This window comes from Gemmatimonadota bacterium (assembly GCA_022560615.1).
In the GTDB taxonomy this organism is placed as follows: Bacteria; Gemmatimonadota; Gemmatimonadetes; order Longimicrobiales; family Gaopeijiaceae; genus UBA1138.
In genome coordinates, this window is the sequence record JADFSR010000002.1 from 33,615 (window position 1) to 50,282 (window position 16,668).

General features: G+C 64.2%; 18 protein-coding genes. 8 read left to right on the top strand and 10 right to left on the bottom strand.

Going from position 1 to position 16,668, the window contains the following annotated elements; all coding sequences use genetic code 11:
* Window positions 1–9 precede the first annotated feature (9 nt).
* From IIB36_01920 to IIB36_01935, 4 genes are all read right to left on the bottom strand, one after another.
* Window positions 10–1,197 (bottom strand): hypothetical protein, encoded by a 1,188-nt coding sequence (locus tag IIB36_01920; GenBank protein MCH7530503.1) that lies wholly within the window; start codon window positions 1,195–1,197, stop codon window positions 10–12.
* Window positions 1,194–1,625: a Rieske (2Fe-2S) protein gene (locus IIB36_01925; protein ID MCH7530504.1), complete on the bottom strand. Its 432-nt coding sequence runs from the start codon at window positions 1,623–1,625 to the stop codon at window positions 1,194–1,196. The genes IIB36_01920 and IIB36_01925 overlap by 4 nt, the downstream gene beginning before the upstream one ends.
* A gap of 5 nt (window positions 1,626–1,630) precedes the next feature.
* Complete coding sequence (locus IIB36_01930) at window positions 1,631–2,887, bottom strand: c-type cytochrome (protein MCH7530505.1); 1,257 nt, start codon at window positions 2,885–2,887, stop codon at window positions 1,631–1,633.
* 132 nt (window positions 2,888–3,019) lie between these two features.
* Complete coding sequence (locus IIB36_01935; protein MCH7530506.1) at window positions 3,020–4,132, bottom strand: hypothetical protein; 1,113 nt, start codon at window positions 4,130–4,132, stop codon at window positions 3,020–3,022.
* Between the two features lie 89 nt (window positions 4,133–4,221).
* Between IIB36_01935 and IIB36_01940 the strand changes: the two genes are divergently transcribed.
* Both IIB36_01940 and IIB36_01945 read left to right on the top strand, forming a co-directional pair.
* Window positions 4,222–4,815 carry a hypothetical protein gene (locus IIB36_01940; protein ID MCH7530507.1) on the top strand — a complete coding sequence of 198 codons (594 nt, stop codon included), beginning with the start codon at window positions 4,222–4,224 and terminating at the stop codon, window positions 4,813–4,815.
* Window positions 4,816–4,847: 32 nt separating this feature from the next.
* Entirely contained in the window at window positions 4,848–5,975 is a 1,128-nt protein-coding gene (locus IIB36_01945; protein ID MCH7530508.1) for a PQQ-dependent sugar dehydrogenase, read from the top strand.
* 14 nt (window positions 5,976–5,989) lie between these two features.
* Here the strand turns inward: IIB36_01945 and IIB36_01950 are convergent, their stop codons facing one another.
* Window positions 5,990–6,994, bottom strand: coding sequence for a ChaN family lipoprotein (locus tag IIB36_01950; protein MCH7530509.1), 1,005 nt, complete (start codon window positions 6,992–6,994; stop codon window positions 5,990–5,992).
* 143 nt (window positions 6,995–7,137) lie between these two features.
* Between IIB36_01950 and IIB36_01955 the strand changes: the two genes are divergently transcribed.
* A complete protein-coding gene (locus IIB36_01955) occupies window positions 7,138–8,649 on the top strand; it encodes an FMN-binding glutamate synthase family protein (GenBank protein MCH7530510.1) in 1,512 nt (503 codons plus the stop codon).
* 230 nt (window positions 8,650–8,879) lie between these two features.
* On the opposite strand, the gene IIB36_01960 is transcribed toward IIB36_01955, so the two are convergent.
* On the bottom strand, window positions 8,880–9,848 hold the full coding sequence (locus tag IIB36_01960) for a transposase (protein ID MCH7530511.1): 969 nt from the start codon (window positions 9,846–9,848) through the stop codon (window positions 8,880–8,882).
* A 413-nt stretch (window positions 9,849–10,261) separates the two neighbouring features.
* Window positions 10,262–10,855, bottom strand: a complete 594-nt coding sequence (locus tag IIB36_01965) for a transposase (protein MCH7530512.1) — start codon at window positions 10,853–10,855, stop codon at window positions 10,262–10,264.
* Window positions 10,856–10,936: 81 nt separating this feature from the next.
* On the opposite strand from IIB36_01965, the gene IIB36_01970 reads away from it, so the two are divergent.
* The 5 genes from IIB36_01970 (at window position 10,937) to IIB36_01990 (ending at window position 13,815) form a co-directional block, all read left to right on the top strand.
* Window positions 10,937–11,215 (top strand): type II toxin-antitoxin system RelE/ParE family toxin, encoded by a 279-nt coding sequence (locus tag IIB36_01970; protein MCH7530513.1) that lies wholly within the window; start codon window positions 10,937–10,939, stop codon window positions 11,213–11,215.
* 18 nt (window positions 11,216–11,233) lie between these two features.
* Window positions 11,234–11,521: a HigA family addiction module antidote protein gene (locus IIB36_01975; GenBank protein MCH7530514.1), complete on the top strand. Its 288-nt coding sequence runs from the start codon at window positions 11,234–11,236 to the stop codon at window positions 11,519–11,521.
* Window positions 11,522–12,229: 708 nt separating this feature from the next.
* Window positions 12,230–12,526 carry a type II toxin-antitoxin system prevent-host-death family antitoxin gene (locus tag IIB36_01980; GenBank protein MCH7530515.1) on the top strand — a complete coding sequence of 99 codons (297 nt, stop codon included), beginning with the start codon at window positions 12,230–12,232 and terminating at the stop codon, window positions 12,524–12,526.
* Window positions 12,527–12,561: 35 nt separating this feature from the next.
* On the top strand, window positions 12,562–12,948 hold the full coding sequence (locus tag IIB36_01985) for a PIN domain-containing protein (GenBank protein ID MCH7530516.1): 387 nt from the start codon (window positions 12,562–12,564) through the stop codon (window positions 12,946–12,948).
* Window positions 12,949–13,038: 90 nt separating this feature from the next.
* On the top strand, window positions 13,039–13,815 hold the full coding sequence (locus IIB36_01990) for a cyclase family protein (protein ID MCH7530517.1): 777 nt from the start codon (window positions 13,039–13,041) through the stop codon (window positions 13,813–13,815).
* A gap of 35 nt (window positions 13,816–13,850) precedes the next feature.
* On the opposite strand, the gene IIB36_01995 is transcribed toward IIB36_01990, so the two are convergent.
* From IIB36_01995 to IIB36_02005, 3 genes are all read right to left on the bottom strand, one after another.
* Window positions 13,851–14,423 carry a helix-turn-helix transcriptional regulator gene (locus tag IIB36_01995; GenBank protein MCH7530518.1) on the bottom strand — a complete coding sequence of 191 codons (573 nt, stop codon included), beginning with the start codon at window positions 14,421–14,423 and terminating at the stop codon, window positions 13,851–13,853.
* Between the two features lie 111 nt (window positions 14,424–14,534).
* A complete protein-coding gene (locus tag IIB36_02000) occupies window positions 14,535–15,434 on the bottom strand; it encodes a formamidopyrimidine-DNA glycosylase (GenBank protein ID MCH7530519.1) in 900 nt (299 codons plus the stop codon).
* 26 nt (window positions 15,435–15,460) lie between these two features.
* Window positions 15,461–16,660, bottom strand: a complete 1,200-nt coding sequence (locus tag IIB36_02005; protein MCH7530520.1) for a hypothetical protein — start codon at window positions 16,658–16,660, stop codon at window positions 15,461–15,463.
* Window positions 16,661–16,668: the final 8 nt, after the last annotated feature.

Genomic DNA, 16,668 nt, shown 5'->3' on the forward strand with positions numbered 1-16,668 from the left:
CTGGGGAGGCTAGAAGTAGGTCGCAAACCCCACCTGGAAGCCGGCCGTTCTCACCGTCGCGTTCCCCACGAAGTCGTGAGCCCAGTGATAGCGGTAGTTCGCCCGGAACACAGTGCCCGGCGTGGGCCGGAAGCTTACGCCCGGAACCACGGCGGTCACGTCGTCACGAATCGACAGTCCGGTCGAGCTGAAGGTGCCCCTGTTGTAGTCGACGCGTTCGAGCCTCAGGCCCAGACTCACGGTCGCGTTGTCGTACCCACTCAGAGTCGGCTTCCACACCGGCGCGACGATGTCCAGGTACCCGCCCCACTGGCGGTCCCCAAAGATCTCCGCCATCCCATTGGGCACGTCGATCGTAGCGTACACGAGCTCGCCACGGATGTCGACTTTGCCGACCGAGGCGCCGAAGTCGAACGCGGTGATACCGAGCCAGCGACGCTCGTCGACCTCAACCCCCTCGAAGAGGTACGAGTTGTAGTAACCGCCGTAGTAGGACAGTCCGACCTCGCCGACCCCCGGCCGACGCAGCGCGAAACGTCCTGAGATCGCGGGAGAGCCGTTGTTGTCCTCCTCGAACTGTTCCTCGCTCTTCCCGGACGGGATGTCGGTGCGACCCAGGTCGTTGCCTACAACCGCGTCGGCGATGCCGTTCGTCAGATACAAGTCGTACGAGAGCATCACCCCGCCGGACACGCCCTTCCCATACAGCCCCGCCCCGACCTCCGAGAGCGTCGACGGGATCACGTCGGTCGTGACGAGCGGCCGGTCCACGAAGTCCCACTTGGGACTGTCGTGGTTCTGATTCAGGTATCCGATCGGAGGTAGAATGATGCCCGCCCGCAGGACGAGCGCCGGCGAGATCTGGAAGTCGATGAGCGCGGTCTCGAGCGCGATCTCCTCCGTCCCGTGCTCGAATTCCAGCTCGCTCAGGAAGCGCACGCGCTGAGAGATCGCGGAGTACAAGAAAATGTTGAACCGCCGCAGCTCCATGCTGAAGCCCTCGGTGATCCCGTCCTCGACGAAGTAGTTGGTATTGCCTTCGATGTAGCCGCCGATCGCCGTGTTCGAGACCGAAGCGATGAAGGGCCGGTTGTAGATGCCCTCTTGGGCCAGCGTGCTGTCGACCTGAGCCGCGGCCGGGATCGCGAACGCGGATACCGCGAACGACAAGACCACCACACGCCACCGTCGACTCATCGCCCCTCTCCCTGTAACGTGACCACCACGTCTTCCCCTTCCCGCGCGACGCGATACCGCAGCAAGGACCTCTCCGCCGGTCCCCGAAGCACCGCGCCCTCCAGGTCGAACTCACTGCCGTGGCAAGGGCAGACGAAGCGGTCCCCAACGGGATCCGGCTGGCATCCCCGGTGGGTGCATCGGACCAGAAGCGCGGTGTACCCTCCCTGCTCGGTCGCATGAACAAAGACAGGGTGCTCCATGCCCGGGCGTTGCAGAAGAACACCCGCCTCCGGCACGCGCGCCGCGCTGACGACGAGGCGATTCCCCGACCCACGCGGTGCGAGGTACGGCATGCCGCCGCACGCCGAGAGCGTAAGCGCCGAGGCACCGAGCAAAAGCCCCGCCGGGACGACGGGCAACGACTTAACGAAATCGCGACGGTTCATGCTCATCACAGAGACCGGAGGAAGCGGACGAGCCGCGCCTTGTCCGCATCGGAGAGCGCCTGGAATGCACTCCGGGATGCCGCGCCCTCGCCACCGTGCAAGCCGATCGTCTCTTCGAAGGTCTGCGCGCGACCGTCGTGCAGATAGAAGGCCTGCCCGCCCTGGAAATTTTGCTGGATGCCGATGCCCCAGAGCGGAGGGGTCCTCCACTCGGAGGTGAGCGCGCGTCCCTCGGTATAGCCGTCGTCCAGCTCGGGACCCATGTCGTGAAGCAGAAGGTCGGTGTACGCGTGGAACTCGACCTGGTCGAGGACCGCGATTTCGGAACGGCCCGTGCGCATGGTGGGCGTATGGCACGACGCACACCCGATCGCGTCGAAGAGCTGCTCACCCGCCACGACCTCGGCAACGCCCGCATCCCGACGGGACGGCGCGCGCAACGTCTTCAGATAGAAGACCACGTTGGCGACCGTGCTGCTCGAGACCTCAGGATCCGGCGCCTCGTCCGAGGCCCGGTTTCCAGCCTGCGGATTGAAGAGGTCCTCCACGAGCAGGTCGCTCGTGATGCCCATGTCGTTTAGGTACGCGCCGACCGTCTGGTGCAGCAGGTTCACCGTCAGCGCCTTCTTGCCGAAGCGGCCGATATACTGACCGTCGACGAGCGTGCCGTGGGTGAAAGGCACAGCCGACTGGGCCTCGAGCGCGAGCGCCGCCTCGATGAGCTCCGAGGGCGGATGGAGTTGCAGCCGGCCACTGATGCCGTCCCCGTCGGCGTCGTCAGGGTCGGCGAGCGCGATCAGCGTCGCGTCATCGACCGCATCGAGGAACCCGAGACCGGTCACCGCCGGCGCCGTGAACTCCGTGACCCCCGTGGCCTCCGGGGGAACGACCTCGGGCGGGTAGCCAGGAATGGACCGGTGCTGGAGCTGCGGTCCGCCGAGCCGTGTCAACGGATCGAAGCCGTTCGGGCCGAGGGTGCCGAACCGCGTAAGGTTGAAGACTGGGTGCCCCTTCCCGTCTCCGACGTGACATTGCTCACACGACGTCGCGACGAAAATCGGACCAAGCCCGTCCTCCACGGTGAAACGACGCGCGAAGTCCTCGTCCCCCACGAGGTGCTGCCGCAGCTGGCTGCCAGGCATGCCTTCGATCGTGCCGTCGAGTAGCTGTTCCTCAGGCGGCCCGTCCGGCGCGAAAGTATCGCACGCGGTGGCTGCCAGGAGACAGAAGAGTCCGAGCAGTCGAGCGGTTGGTACAGCCATCGTCATCACTCACTTTTAGTCTCGCCTAAAAATCTACTTTAGCCGAACCTAAACGACGGGCGAAGCGCTGTCAACACCGGCCCCGCAGCGCCGAAAGACGTTGCGGGGCCTCGCTTCACAGAACGAGACAGCTCAGTTGCGGCGGCGGCGCCTCCGGCGCTTGTCCTCCGGGATGTCAACCGTGCCGCGGACGTCGCTGTGGCTGATGCCACCGCTACCGTCGCGCAGCACCACGAAGTCGCCCCCGACACCACGCACCCGGATCGAGCCGGATCCGTCGCCCTCGACGATGACGTCCTGCTCCACCTCCGCGACGTCGATGCCACCGGAACCGTCGCTCAGACGGACGGTGCCCTGCACGTCACGAATGTCGATTTCGCCCGAGCCGTCACGGACGTCGACGTCACCAGACACATCCTCGATCTCGATGCCGCCCGACGAGTCGACGACGTAGACCGAACCGTTGGCGCCGGAGATCTGGATGGAACCAGAGGAATCTTCGACCCGCAGGTTGCCCGAGCCGAACACCTCAATGGAGCCCGACGAGTCGTCGATATCCACGTCCATGCCCAGCGGCATCAAGACCGTCAGATCGATCTTGGCAGTGTTGTCGCCGCGCCAGTTGTTGCGGTTGGGATAGTGCGCCGAGAGGATGACCTCAGAACCGACCGTCTCGACCGATAGCGTGAGCTCCTCGACCCACTCCTCCCGCGAGGCACAGACGCGGCCGACGACCTCGATCTGACCCAAGCCGGGGCGACCCTCCACACTCAGCTCACCAGAGCCCGCGTTGATCACGAGTCGGGTCACGCCGGACACCGGGATTGTGAAAGTGCGATCGAGCTCGTAGGAGCACGAGCCGCCGCGGCGGACCTGGACGTCGACCTGAACCGGGTCGAAGTCGACGTCCACGTCCACGTCCACCTCGACCATCACGTCGGCCACTTCCACCTCGACTACCACCTCTGCCACATCGACCTCGACCGCTAGGTCGTAGTCATACTGGTACTCGTGGACCGCATCGATGTCCTGAGCCAACAGGCCCACCGCGTAGTCGCCGCCAAAGCCGATCAGGCTATAACCTAGAAACAGCGACAGTACTCTAATTCCGCTCATCATCATCCCCCTCCTCGGTGGACTCCTCGTCTTCACGCTCGGTATCGTTTGGACACCGCCAATGCGACGTTGGTTGGACTGCTCGGTGGAGCGATTGCGTTGCTCGAAGTGATGTGCGACTTCGAGCATCGGATTCGTCCTGTCAGCGAGCGGATCCACAGGGACCGTACGACTAGCCGACGCGTGTTCGGGCCTCGACAAGGGAGTCAGGAGAGTTCATGACAACGACGTTCAGCAAGCTCTCGAGCAAGTGGCTGGTGGTTGGCCTGCTCACGTTTATCACACCGCTCGCGACCGAAGGTCAGCGCCGTGGTCCGCGGCAGCCGGCCGCTGCCGCGTGGCCGTCGGTCACCATCGGGGCGAAGGCTGGGTACGACAGCAAAGCGAGGGGGGAAGTGCTCGGCGCACAGCTTCGCATCCCGCTCCTTCGTAACGGCACGGTGGAGCTGATGCCGACCGCCGACGTGACCTTCCTGACCGGCCTCAAGGAATACCAGTATGCGGTCGAGGCGCTCTACCTACTGAGCGGGCGACGCGGCGGACTATACGTCGGAGGCGGACTGGCCTTCCGAAACACGATTTACGCGGTCGACCCCAACCTCCCGGCCGACCCCAACCTCCCGAGGGAGACTCGCCAGGGGTACAGCGTCGTCGTCGGCACCAAGTTCGGTGGATCAGGCGGCTTTGGAGCCCAACTCGAAATCCGATGGGTTTTCATAAAGCAGTCGCCCATCGATCCACAAGTCGTGACGTTCGGGGTCAACATCCCACTGACCGGACGCGGCTCTCGCCGGGGAGGGCCCGTCTCCTGAGCACGCTTCGGGCGTTGGGGATCGTCGGGTCCGTGGCGCTCGCGGCTTGCACCTCGACGATATTCCCGGAACCCAAGGGGACCGATTCCTCGCAGCTCGCGATCAGTTTGGTCGAGCTCGCGAACGGACTCGAGTCACCCGTCTACGCAACGTCGCCGGTCGCCGACCCACGGCTCTTCGTGGTGGAACAGCCCGGGCGGATCCGGATCTTGCGCGGCGGCAGCCTGCTACCGGAACCGTTTCTCGATATCACCGACCGCGTGTCCTTCGACGACGAACGAGGGCTTCTGGGCCTCGCCTTCGACCCGGACTTCAGGGCGAGCGGCCGCTTCTTCGTGAACTATACGGACGTCGACGGCAACACACGTATCGAGGCGTACCTGGACAAAGATGGTGGTGACCGGGCGGACCCGAACAGCGCCATGCTCTTTCTGGAGGTCGAGCAGCCGTTCCCGACCCACAACGGAGGGCAGATCGAGTTCGGCCCGGACAACATGCTCTACATCGCCCTCGGTGACGGCGGGAGCGATGGCGACCCACACGGACACGGCCAGGACGCCACGACACTGCTGGGCACGATCCTGCGTGTCGATGTGCTCGATCAGGTCGGCCCCCCGTACCGGATCCCCGCGGACAACCCCTTCGTCGAGCACCCGACCTGGCGTCCCGAGATCTGGCACTACGGTTTCCGGAACCCGTGGCGGTTTTCGTTCGATGTGAACGGCGGATTCATGTTCATCGCCGACAGGGGGGAGGCCCGTTGGGAGGAGATCAACGCCGTCCCCATCGAGAGAGGAGGGGAGAACTTTGGTTGGAGCGTGCTCGAGGGGACCGAGTGCTTCGGTACCAGTTCGTGTGAAGCGGAAGGCACGCGCTTCCCGGTCGCGGTCTATGGTCGCAGCGACGGATGCTCGGTTGCGGGCGGATACGTGTACCGCGGGGCCGCGGTCCCCGCGCTTCAGGGCCGGTATATCTACTCGGACTACTGCAGTGGATGGCTGCGCACGTTCCAACTTCAACCGAACGGCACTGCCGGGGACCCTGTCGAGCTCCCCGTCGAGCCGCCCGGCAACGTGACGTCTCTGGGCCAGGACTCCGACGGCGAGCTCTACGTACTCACCGACGGTGGGCGTGTTCTACGCATCGCGGCGGCAAACTAGCTCGCAGCGAGACGTCAGTTTCCGCTGCCGTCGGTCCCCGCCTCGGGCTGTCTGGTGTAGACCACGAAGTCGCCGAGCCCCTCGTGTTCTTTCTCGTCCCATGCCGTGATGTCGTCGACCGACACCATGACGATGCTCAGGACTCGAGTGCCCGGACCATAGTCCTCGATGCGCTCTGGGATCCCGGTGCCGCGCTGCACGTGGAAGGACCCCGCCATGTGGATGACGAGCGAGCCCGGGTTGGCGCCGAGTGCCGACGTGACAGCGTGGCCCATGGCGGCATCCCACAGCGCCTGCGAGTAGATGACGTTCGGGCTCATGGTGTCGTGCTCGTCGGCATCCGCATCGGCGGCAGACGAATCCGTCTGCGTATCCGGCACCGCCATGGCTTCGGCCATCAACGCCTCCCACTGGGCCCGGTATTCGATCGAGGGCCCCGGGTACGGCAGCGGCGGCAAGAAGCTCTTGGCGGTCGCAGACAGCGCATCCAACGACTCGGGCCCTTCTCTCGAGACACGGTTCACGTATCTGCGTGGGGCGTTCGCCGCGATCACCGTGAGGCCGTGCGCTTTGGAGAACTCGACCAGCGGACGGTATCGGTCTTCGTAGTCGTCCCAAGGACGGGAGCTGTTGAGGAAGTGAGTCTCCGAAATCGTGCCGTCGAGGTATTCGGCCAAGATGTACTGGACGTCGCGCTCGAACATCTCCAACGACAGGATCACTTCCCGACCGTCCTCCGCATGGAGCCGGCGATAAGCGGCCCCGAGCAACTCCACCTCGAAGCGGTGTCCGACCACGTCGTCGTGCTCCTCTCCGACCAAGACCACGTCGGTGGCTGAAAGCGCGCTCAACACCGCCGCGAAAGACGACGAGTGGCCGCCGATGTCGTAGACCTGGAAGTCCTCGCCCTCCACGGGACGGGAAGACTCGTCGGGATCCTGCCCGTGCACGGGTGAAACGAGCAGCGTCGCGAGCCCGAAAGCGGAAAGCAGAACGGTGGCGGCAAGCCGTCCGATCATGAACGGAGTCGTTGTAGGAGTGGACATTGGTCGGAAAGCTAACAGTCGCTCGGTGCGCACCAACGTACTGCCTGGTACAATTCTCCGCGTCCCGCCCACGACTCGCCACCCGAAGGCTGCTGCCTTCCAGGAGAGGCCACTTGATGACGGAGCTCTGGATCGCGCTCATCGGTCTGCTGTTGGTCGTCGTCCTGTACGACCTACTTCAGACCAAGCACGCCATCCTCAGGAACTTCCCCGTAATTGGACACTTCCGATACCTGCTGGAGTCGATCGGCCCCGAGCTACGCCAGTACATCGTCACGTCGAACGATGAGGAGCTGCCGTTCTCCCGTGACCAGAGGCGCTGGGTGTACGCGTCCGCCAAGAAGGAGAACAATTACTCCGGTTTCGGCACCGACAACGACCTCGAGCGTTCGAACAACTATCTGATCATCAAGCACCACACGCTGGGCCCCTCCCAGGAGCCGCGGCACGACGAGATGTATGCGCTTCCGTGCGCGAAGGTCTTGGGCGGTCCGCGCGGTCGGCGCAACGCGTTCCGGCCCCAGTCGGTCGTGAACATCAGCGGCATGAGCTTCGGCTCGCTCTCGTCCGCGGCGGTTGAGGCGATGAACCGCGGCGCAGCGATCGCGGGCTGCCTGCACAATACAGGTGAGGGCGGCGTCTCCCCGCACCATCTGCACGGGGGCGACCTCATCTGGCAGCTAGGTACCGGCTATTTCGGTGCGCGAGCACCGGACGGGTCCTTCGACCGCGACGCGTGCGTACGGATCGTTCAGGACCACCCCGTGCGGGCGATCGAGATCAAGCTGAGTCAGGGCGCGAAGCCGGGGCTCGGTGGCGTGCTGCCCGGAGAGAAGGTGTCGGGTGAGATCTCCAGGATTCGTGGCGTGCCGATTGGGCAGACCGTGATCAGTCCGCCGGGGCATCGATCGTTCGCCACGGTCGACGAGATGCTGGACTTCGTGGAAGACCTCGCCGACGCGACCGGCGTTCCGGTCGGCATCAAATCCGCAGTGGGTGAGCTCGCTTTTTGGACCGAGTTGGCGGACCGGATGGCGAATGAAGAGCGCGGCATCGACTACATCGCGATCGACGGGGGTGAAGGCGGCACGGGCGCGGCCCCCTTCGCGTTCTCGGACCACGTGGCGCTGCCGTTCAAGGTCGGCTTCAGCCGCGTGTATCGGATCTTCGCCGAGCGCGGCGTCCACCACGACGTGGTGTGGGTCGGGTCGGGCAAGCTCGGCTTCCCCGAAACGGGCCTGCTCGCGTTCTGTCTCGGTGTGGACATGATCGCGGTCGGCCGCGAGGCGATGATGGCGGTCGGGTGCATCCAGGCACAGCGGTGCCACACGGGCCACTGCCCCACCGGCGTGGCGACGCAAAACAAGTGGCTCGTGCGCGGTCTCGACCCGACCCACAAGGCCGCGCGGCTCGCGAACTACCTGGTGACGATGCGAAAGGAGCTGACGCGGCTCAGTAACGCGTGCGGTTGCGTGCACCCCGCCCTGCTCACGGCCGAACACATGGAGATCCTGGATGGCAACTTCGGCAGCCGGCCGCTCAGCGAAGTGTTCCATTATCAGCCCGGATGGGAGCTGGCCTCGGACGCGGACCTGGCGGAGGTGGAGCGGTTGATGGGGGTGGAGTAGTCGACCAAGGGACAGCCGAAACAAAAGCCCTGTGACGGGTCGCGATGACCTGAAGGAGAGGACCAGACCGGCCGACATGAGGTCTCACGCCAGCGCTAGACGATCAAGCGTGCACTGAGACATCGCCATGCTCGAATGGGAAGAGCGCATGCGTAGATGGGCGGCGGTAGGCGAGCGGGATGGAGCCTCAAACCAGAGGGACAAAGGCATGGGGGTATGCTCTCAGTCAGTCAGCGACTGATCGAACTCGAGGGCACCGCGCGAGCGGGAGACAGTGGAGGGGGTCGGGTGGGGAGATCGAGATAGGAGCCGTGACGGTGAATGCGTGGCGGGTGAATGAGCAGAGCGAGCCGCTCGAGGAACTCGAGAGGAGTGAGCGAGAGAGCCGTGGTACCACCCGGTGCGGGATGGGCAAGACGATAGATGATGTGCTCGCCTCCAGACGCACCGTCCCCGGTAGCCTCGAGCCGTTCGAGGGCGAAGGGAGGACGGGCACAGTAACGCAAGAGTCGTTCGAGCCCACCAGCACGGTCACGGGCCGGGATGTGGACCGAGGCATCGATGCTGAACCCGCCGGAGGCCTGCCAGTTGAGCATGTCGTCGGTGACGTGGCGTTCGAGCAGACCGTGGCAGTGGAAGTAACGGAGCACGCGGTGTCGAACGGTCTGCTGTAGCTCGTCCCAGTCGGAGGCCGTGAGGTGGGTGGCCTCGTGGAACTGGACTGAGCCCTCGGGATCCTCGCTGAACACGCCGTCGATGACACAGACGTGGAAATGGAAGTGAGCGTTTAAAGATGAGCCGAAGCGATGAAGGAACGAGATCGCGCCTATCTGGGCACCGGGACCGGCTCCCGGGCTCGCGTGTCGGAGCGTGGTCCGAATGGCGCGTAGAAAGATGCGCAGCACAGCGCCGGCGATCGCGGGGTTGTGGTGCAGGAAGGGCCGGAGGCGCTTCGGAACGGAGAGCACCCATTGCCGCACCGGAAGCGGCGGCAGGACATGATCGACGAGATGGGCTGCGGTCTCGACCATACGGCGGGCATTACACGACGGACATGCTCCCCGACTTCTGCAGGAAAACGCCACCAGAAAGTCGTAGCCACAACCGGCACACCGTGCTCGCGCGAATCCGTGAGCGAGAATGCCGCAACGCAGGGGGCACCGCGCGAAGCGTGGTCCCGGAAGTCGCGCTCGACCCACGAGGGGACGCCGCCGCCCATGGGGTCCGCCTCGGCGGCCTTTGTGAGGAAAGTCTCGATGTGGTGCTGGACCAGCGGATAGAGCGGCGTCTGAGTGGGACGGCGCCGGCGGTAGACGAGCCCACAGTTTGGTGCGATGGGCCGAAGGGCCGGCCCTGATCGAAAGTTGACCCGTGTACGCCGCGAAGTGGGGTGCATCCCGGACAGTGAGCAGAGTCCCGTGGCGGGAACATGGCTCGGCACGCCTAATGCCGTCCTGTTCCAAATCCCAACCTAGGCCTTGGTCGCTAGAGCTTCGCGGTTGTCGGCCCGCTCGCCCTGCTCGACGATGCCTCCTATCCGATTCCTGTTCGTCGGCTCGCGGATGCGCTAGCCCCTTCTTTCAGGTTTTTCACCTGTTTGCGTCCGCGCATCTTAACCGACGAGCTGGAGACGGGTCTCGTGTAGGGCGTAGATCCTGAGGCGGAAGAAGTCTGGATCGCGGAGGCCGTGGGACTGTCTCTGGAGGGGCTTGATCTTGCTGTTCGTGCCCTCCAGAGGTCCGGTGCTGATCGGCACGTCATAGTAAGCCTGAATGCCGGTTCGGTAGAGGCGCAGGGTGTTGGCCATCTGCTGAAGCTGCCGAAGTCCGGTGGCGCGGGCTCGCTCGATCCAGCCGTCGAGGAAGCTGGTGGCGCTCTCCCTGTCGGGCTGACTCCAGAGCTGACGGAGATCCTCCTTCAAGTAGTAAGCCGCAGCCAAGGGTGCGTTCAACTCGACGGCCGCCCGGAGGCGTTGAGCCTCGTCCCTCGTATCGTCCAGCTTCTTGGGGCTCTTCAGCAGGAGCCAGCGGGTGCCCTTGAGTACCTCCTTGTCCTTCTCTTGCGCGTGGCGCTGCAGCTCCCGCCGCAGATCGGAGAGCTTGTCGTTTATCAACTTCACCACGTGGAAGTGGTCGAAGACCAAAGTGGCCTCGGGCAGGTGCGTCCCGACGGCCAAGATGTAGGCCTGCGACGTGTCGATGGCCACGGCCCCGCTTACCCCTCTCGAGTCGTTCTACGCACCGGCCCCTTTTGTTGATACCTGTAACGTGATGGGTTACACTAAGGCGTGATCAGGAGCTTTCGTCATAAGGGGCTGAAACGTCTCTACGAAAAGGGCAGTGCGCGCGGGCTACCACCGCAGATGCTGCCCCGGCTGCGCCTCATCCTCGCCGATCTCGATGCGGCAGAAGACCTGGATGGCTTGTCCCTTCCGGGTTACCAGCTTCATCCGCTGAAGGGCGAGCTGAGGGGCCTCTGGTCCCTGAGGGTCAACGGAAACTTCCGCGTGATCTTCCGCTTTGAGAAAAACGAGCCGTGGGACGTCGATTTGGTCGACTACCACTAGCTAGAAGGAGAGAGAACGATGCCGATGCATCATCCACCCCATCCTGGCGAGCACATCCGCCATCTTTGTTTGGAGCCGCTTGACCTGACCGTAACCGCCGGAGCAAAGGCACTTGGCGTGTCCCGCAAGGCACTTTCGGAGCTTCTGAATGGTCACACCGGGGTTTCCCCGGAGATGGCTGTGCGGCTCAGCAAGGCGTTCGGCTCGACCACCCGCCACTGGATGCAGCTCCAGATGAACTACGATCTATGGCACGCGGAGCAGCGTAGCGCCGACCTCAAGATCAAGCGATTGGTGTCTGCGTAAAGCTACCGCACATCAAGGGCGTGCCCATCCTGTCCTGTTCCAATATTCGATCGACCGATCAAGCGGCTTTTCGATAGTAATGGCTGAGGATCCCTCCCAGCCGTTCTACTGTTCAATATTCCTCAACTCGTCGGTTCCAAAATGCGCCATGTCGACCGAGAATGGCGTGGAGGGGGCAACCTAATCCCGTGCACGCTCACCGATTAACGATCGGCTGGGTTTTGGAATAGGACGGCTTCGCCTCCCTGACGATTGGTATGACCGGGCATCGGTTTGGTCACCTGATGAGGGTGGAACCTCCCCGACCGGCGGTGGCGTTGTGCCGAGGACCGACAACGGTGAACCGAACTCTTGTTTCACCGAGCAGCACGAACAGCATCAGGGCGTCCACCCTCCAGCATCTCCTTCGCGATCTTCTCGAAGAGAGGCGCCTCGAGCTTGCGGTACCCGGCGATCGCCTCCGAGAGGTGAACGCCTCTTCACTTTCGGGCTGCTTTGCTGCTGATCCGAACCGGTAGCGGACGCCACACCCCCATGATGCCTATCCTTTTCAGTCAGCGCCCCTCCCACTCCGCCCGAAGGCGCGCGATTACCTCGCGGGTCTCGGCGATGCGATCCTCAAACCCTGCTCGGTATCTCCAGGCTAGCTGATTGAGCGACATTCGCCATCAGCATCGTCAATGTAGCTACCTACAGCTACATTGCATCATGTGGAGAACCGTGGGAATTCGAGAGCTGAAGAACAAGCTCAGCCAATACCTGCGCTACGTGCAGCAGGGGGACGACGTGGTCGTGACGGATCGTGGCCGCATCGTCGCCGAGATCCGCGCGCCCGGCAGTCCGCGAAACCTGCCGGACTATCCACGGCTGGTTGAGCGAGCCGAGCGCGGAGACGCTCGAATGGGCCAACCCAACCGGCCCGATCTTTACACCTTGATGGGCCCGGTGGCGGGCCCGCCGGGCTTGGCGGCTCGTCTCCTCGCTGAAGAGCGAGGAGAACGCTGAACGTCTACGCGGAGCCGAGCGCGGTCCTGTCTTGGTTGCTCGGCGAAGCTGATGGAGCGAAGACGGCCTCGATACTGGAGCGGGCGGAGCTCGTTTTGACGTCCGATCTCACGCTCATCGAATGTGAGCGAGTGCTCATTCGGACAACCTCTTCCAAGGCGCTCTCGGAGGCGGATGCGGTCGACCGCAGGGCCGCGCTCAGACGCGCCGCAGAGCACTGGGTGCTCTTGCGGCTCGACGACGAGATCAGAAACCGAAGCAAGCTGCCGTTCCCTGCCGAGCCAGTGCGTACGCTGGACGCGATCCATTTAGCGAGTGCGTTGATCGGACGCGGCATGGTACCGGGGCTGCTGATGCTCTCCCTGGACCGCCGAGTGCGCGAGAACGCTGCCGCCCTCGGCTTCGACGTACTTCCCGACTGACGCTTCCGCACTCCCCTTCCTTGCCGCCCGGACGCACCGAGCGGACATTGCCCTCGCGCTGAGTGGGAGTTCGCACTAAGGAGTCCGACAATGCCCGTGCTCAACCAACTCGTCGACGCGCTGCTCGACGGATCGGTCCGCGTCGTGGATCTCACTCAGCCTCTCAGCCCGGACACGCCAGTCATCGACCTGCCAGACATCTTTGCACAGTCCCCCGGCCTAACGGTCGACGTGATCAGCCGCTACAACGACGCTGGGCCGGCGTGGTACTGGAACACGCTCAACCTCGGCGAGCACACGGGCACGCACTTCGACGCGCCGGTACACTGGGTGACGGGCAAGGACCTCCCGAACAACACGACCGACACGATCCCTGTCCACCGCTATGTGGGTCCGGCATGTGTGCTGGACTGCAGCGCCGATGCAGCGGCGGACCCGGACTTCTTGCTCACCCCCTCATGGATTGAGCGATGGGAGTCCGACAACGGTCGGATCCCGGCGCACTCCTGGGTACTCCTGCGCACGGACTGGAGCAAGCGCGAGGGCGCGGAGGCGATCCTGAACGTGGACGAGTCCGGACCTCACTCCCCCGGGTTCCGCGTGGACGCGTCCGAGCTGCTCGCGATCGACCGTGACGTGCTCGGAGTCGGCGTCGAGACGATCGGCACGGACGCGGGTCAGGCTGGCGGCTTCGAACCGCCATTCCCGAACCACACGACGATGCACGGTGCCGGCAAGTTCGGGCTGGCGAGCCTGTGCAATCTCGACCTGCTGCCATCCACGGGAGCGATCGTGATCGCGGCGCCACTCAAGATCGTGGGCGGTAGCGGGAGCCCCCTGAGGGTGTTGGCGCTAGCGCCAGCGTAGCCGCGTGCCCGCTAGCCGTCCGCCTCGTCGGGAAGCTACAGCTCCTTCAGCTCCTTTCGCGCTCGCTCGAGGATGTCACGGATCTTCTCCGTATTCTCGAAGTCGGACTTCGCCGCGGCGGTAAACGCCGCCTTCGTCAGGCGACCCCAACTGCCCCAGATCTCCGCAGACTCGGGGCCCATGTGCACACCCCAGTCCTTCCACCCGTGCGCCCGCTCCCAAATCCTCGCCACGTCCTCTTGGCGCAGTTGCAACTCTTCCCGCCCGGTCTCGGTCACGTGGTACACCTTCTTGCCGTCTTCCTCCTGAACCTTGATCAGGCCCTCGTCCTCCAACTGTTGCAGCACCGGGTACACTGTACCTGCGCTCGCTTTGTACATGCCGCCCGAACGCTCTTCCAGCCGCTTCATCAGCTCATAGCCGTGGGCAGGCTCCTCGTCGATGAGCGAGAGAAGCGCCATGCGCACTTCCCCCTGACGGAAGAACCGACGACGCGGGCCGCCTTTGCGGTGGCGGCCGCGTCTGCGAGGTCCCATTCCCATGTCCCAATCGAAAATCCAGTCCATGTCCATCAACGGACCCCCCACGCAGTATGCTCGTGCCCTCATTCCCCCACTCCTATCTAACGTTGTATCGTTCGATCGTTAGTACAATAGATCGGACTGTGTATCGTACGATATAGCGTCCATACGATTCCGTCAATGGACATGCCTCCTCACCTACCGGCTTTTCAGCTCTTCCAGCTCTTCCAACGTGCGCGGCCAATCGTCCCCCAGCAGGCGCGACATGCCCCGGTCAGCGAGCACCTTCCCTCCCGTTTGGCACGTCGCACAGTAGTTCGTCTCGCGATTGGCGTACTTGATGCGCTGGATCAGTGACCCGCACACCGGGCACGGTTCACCGTACTTGCCGTGCGCGGCCATCGCGGGGTGGAACGCGGTGATCTTCTTCGGGAAGTCGTCTCCGAACTCAGCCCGTAGGCGCTCGGTCCACTCGGTGAGCGAGCTGCGCGTGACCTCGTAGAGCCGCTTCACTTCGGCGTCTGAGAGGTTTCTCGACAGCTGGAGCGGTGAGAGCTTCGCGAAGAGCAGAATCTCGTCCGAGTGCGCGTTGCCGATGCCGCTGAAGACGCGCGGATCGGTGAGCGCACCCTTGAGCGTCCGGTTCTCACGCGTCAGCGCCTCGTGGAAGTCGGGCAACGACACCTGGAGCGCCTCGATTCCCCCCGGGTCGAGCTCGGCCAGCGCGTCCTCGCCCCTCACCACGTGCAGTGACGCGCGCTTCTTGCTCGCCTGTTCCGTGAACAGCACCGTGCCCTTCGGGAAGTCGAAAGCCCCGTGAGCTCGCTTCTTGGGTACCGACGCTCCAGGCTTGGCCCACTTGAAGCGACCGCTGATCATCAGGTGGAAGACGAGGAAGACCTCATCTTCCATTTGCCAGACGACGCGCTTCCCGATACGGCGGAGACCGGTGACCCGCATGCCCTCCGCAGCCGACAGGGGCGGGTCCCACGTGCGCAGAAGCGACGGGGAGCGTATGCGGATCCTCTCCAGCGGCTCGCCGAGGATCACGCGCTCCAGTCCTTCGATGTACGCGTTGATTTCGGGGAGTTCGGGCATACGACGCTCTCGCCGGCGTGAGGCTGCTACCCTGCGACTCTCAGCTCGAGCACCCCCCGGGTGACAGCGTCCCAGTAACTGGTGAAGCCTCCCCCGAGAAGGGTTGCGGCCGGCTGCAACGTCTGCGTGCTGTAGTAGCCGGGCACCATCGAGGGATGCCGGCCTCCCGCGTTCGGGAAATAGCTCCGGATGATCACCGCATCGTCCGCCACCGGCATCGACGCGAAGTTCGCTTCCCACTCGTCGAAAGTGCGGGCGCGCCACAGATAGAACTCGACGTTGGATGTGTAGAACGTCTCGAGCTCGACGCCCATCTCCCGCATGACGACACCCATCTCGCGCAAGGCGTGCGCACCGGCCAGGTCCCCCACGACGGGGATGATCTTGTTCGCGAGCTGAAGCTGGCGAATAACCTCATAGGCCTCGAGGCTCGAGAGATACGAAGCCTGGTCACCGTCGATGTCGGTCTCGAGAACCAACTGACGGTACGTCGGATAGTACGGTTGTGACGCTCTCCCGTAGCTCGTGAAACGCAGTCCGAGACCCGCGCGAACGAAGCTCGCATGGAAGCGCTCGATCGCTGCCAGGTCCTCAGCCGTCAGCGGTACGCCGAACGAGCGGACAGCGGCGGCGATCTCCTGGTACAACGCATCGAGCCCGGCGTCGTCCGCACGCAGCCCGTCGATGTAGTCGACGATCTCGTCGATGCTTCGGTCCCGCCACGACGCAGCGTCGTCGGGCACGAAGCGCCCGTGCAGCCCGGCCAAAAACTCGACCCGCGTTGGAGCGCGCTCGATGAGCGCCTTCAACAGCAGATGGTGCAACATGTTGTCGCGCCGCACGTCCGTGATGAAGACGATATCCGGTCGCGCCTGCGCGATGTATGAGAAGTTCTGATCCGGCCCCACGCCGACGTAGGCGCCACCCTCGATCCCCGTTTGGGCGAGCGCGTCGATCACCTTGAGATACCCAGACTCGTTGGAGATGAGGTTGTCGGTGTCGAAGTAGCCGCCGGGCTCCGAGATCCGCTCGATGAGGGCTGCGAAGTCCGCGTCGGAGAGTGCCTGCTGGGGACGAATCGCAGCGCTGCTCGCCGGCTTCGCATCGCAGCCAGCTAGAGCGAGCGTCAGCAGCAGCAACGGCACTCGCCTGGCGCATGCGACCCGCCGGCGCCCGCCGTGCAGCCGAATAACGGCGGACCCGGTCGTTCGACCCTGTTCGCTCACCTCGTCCC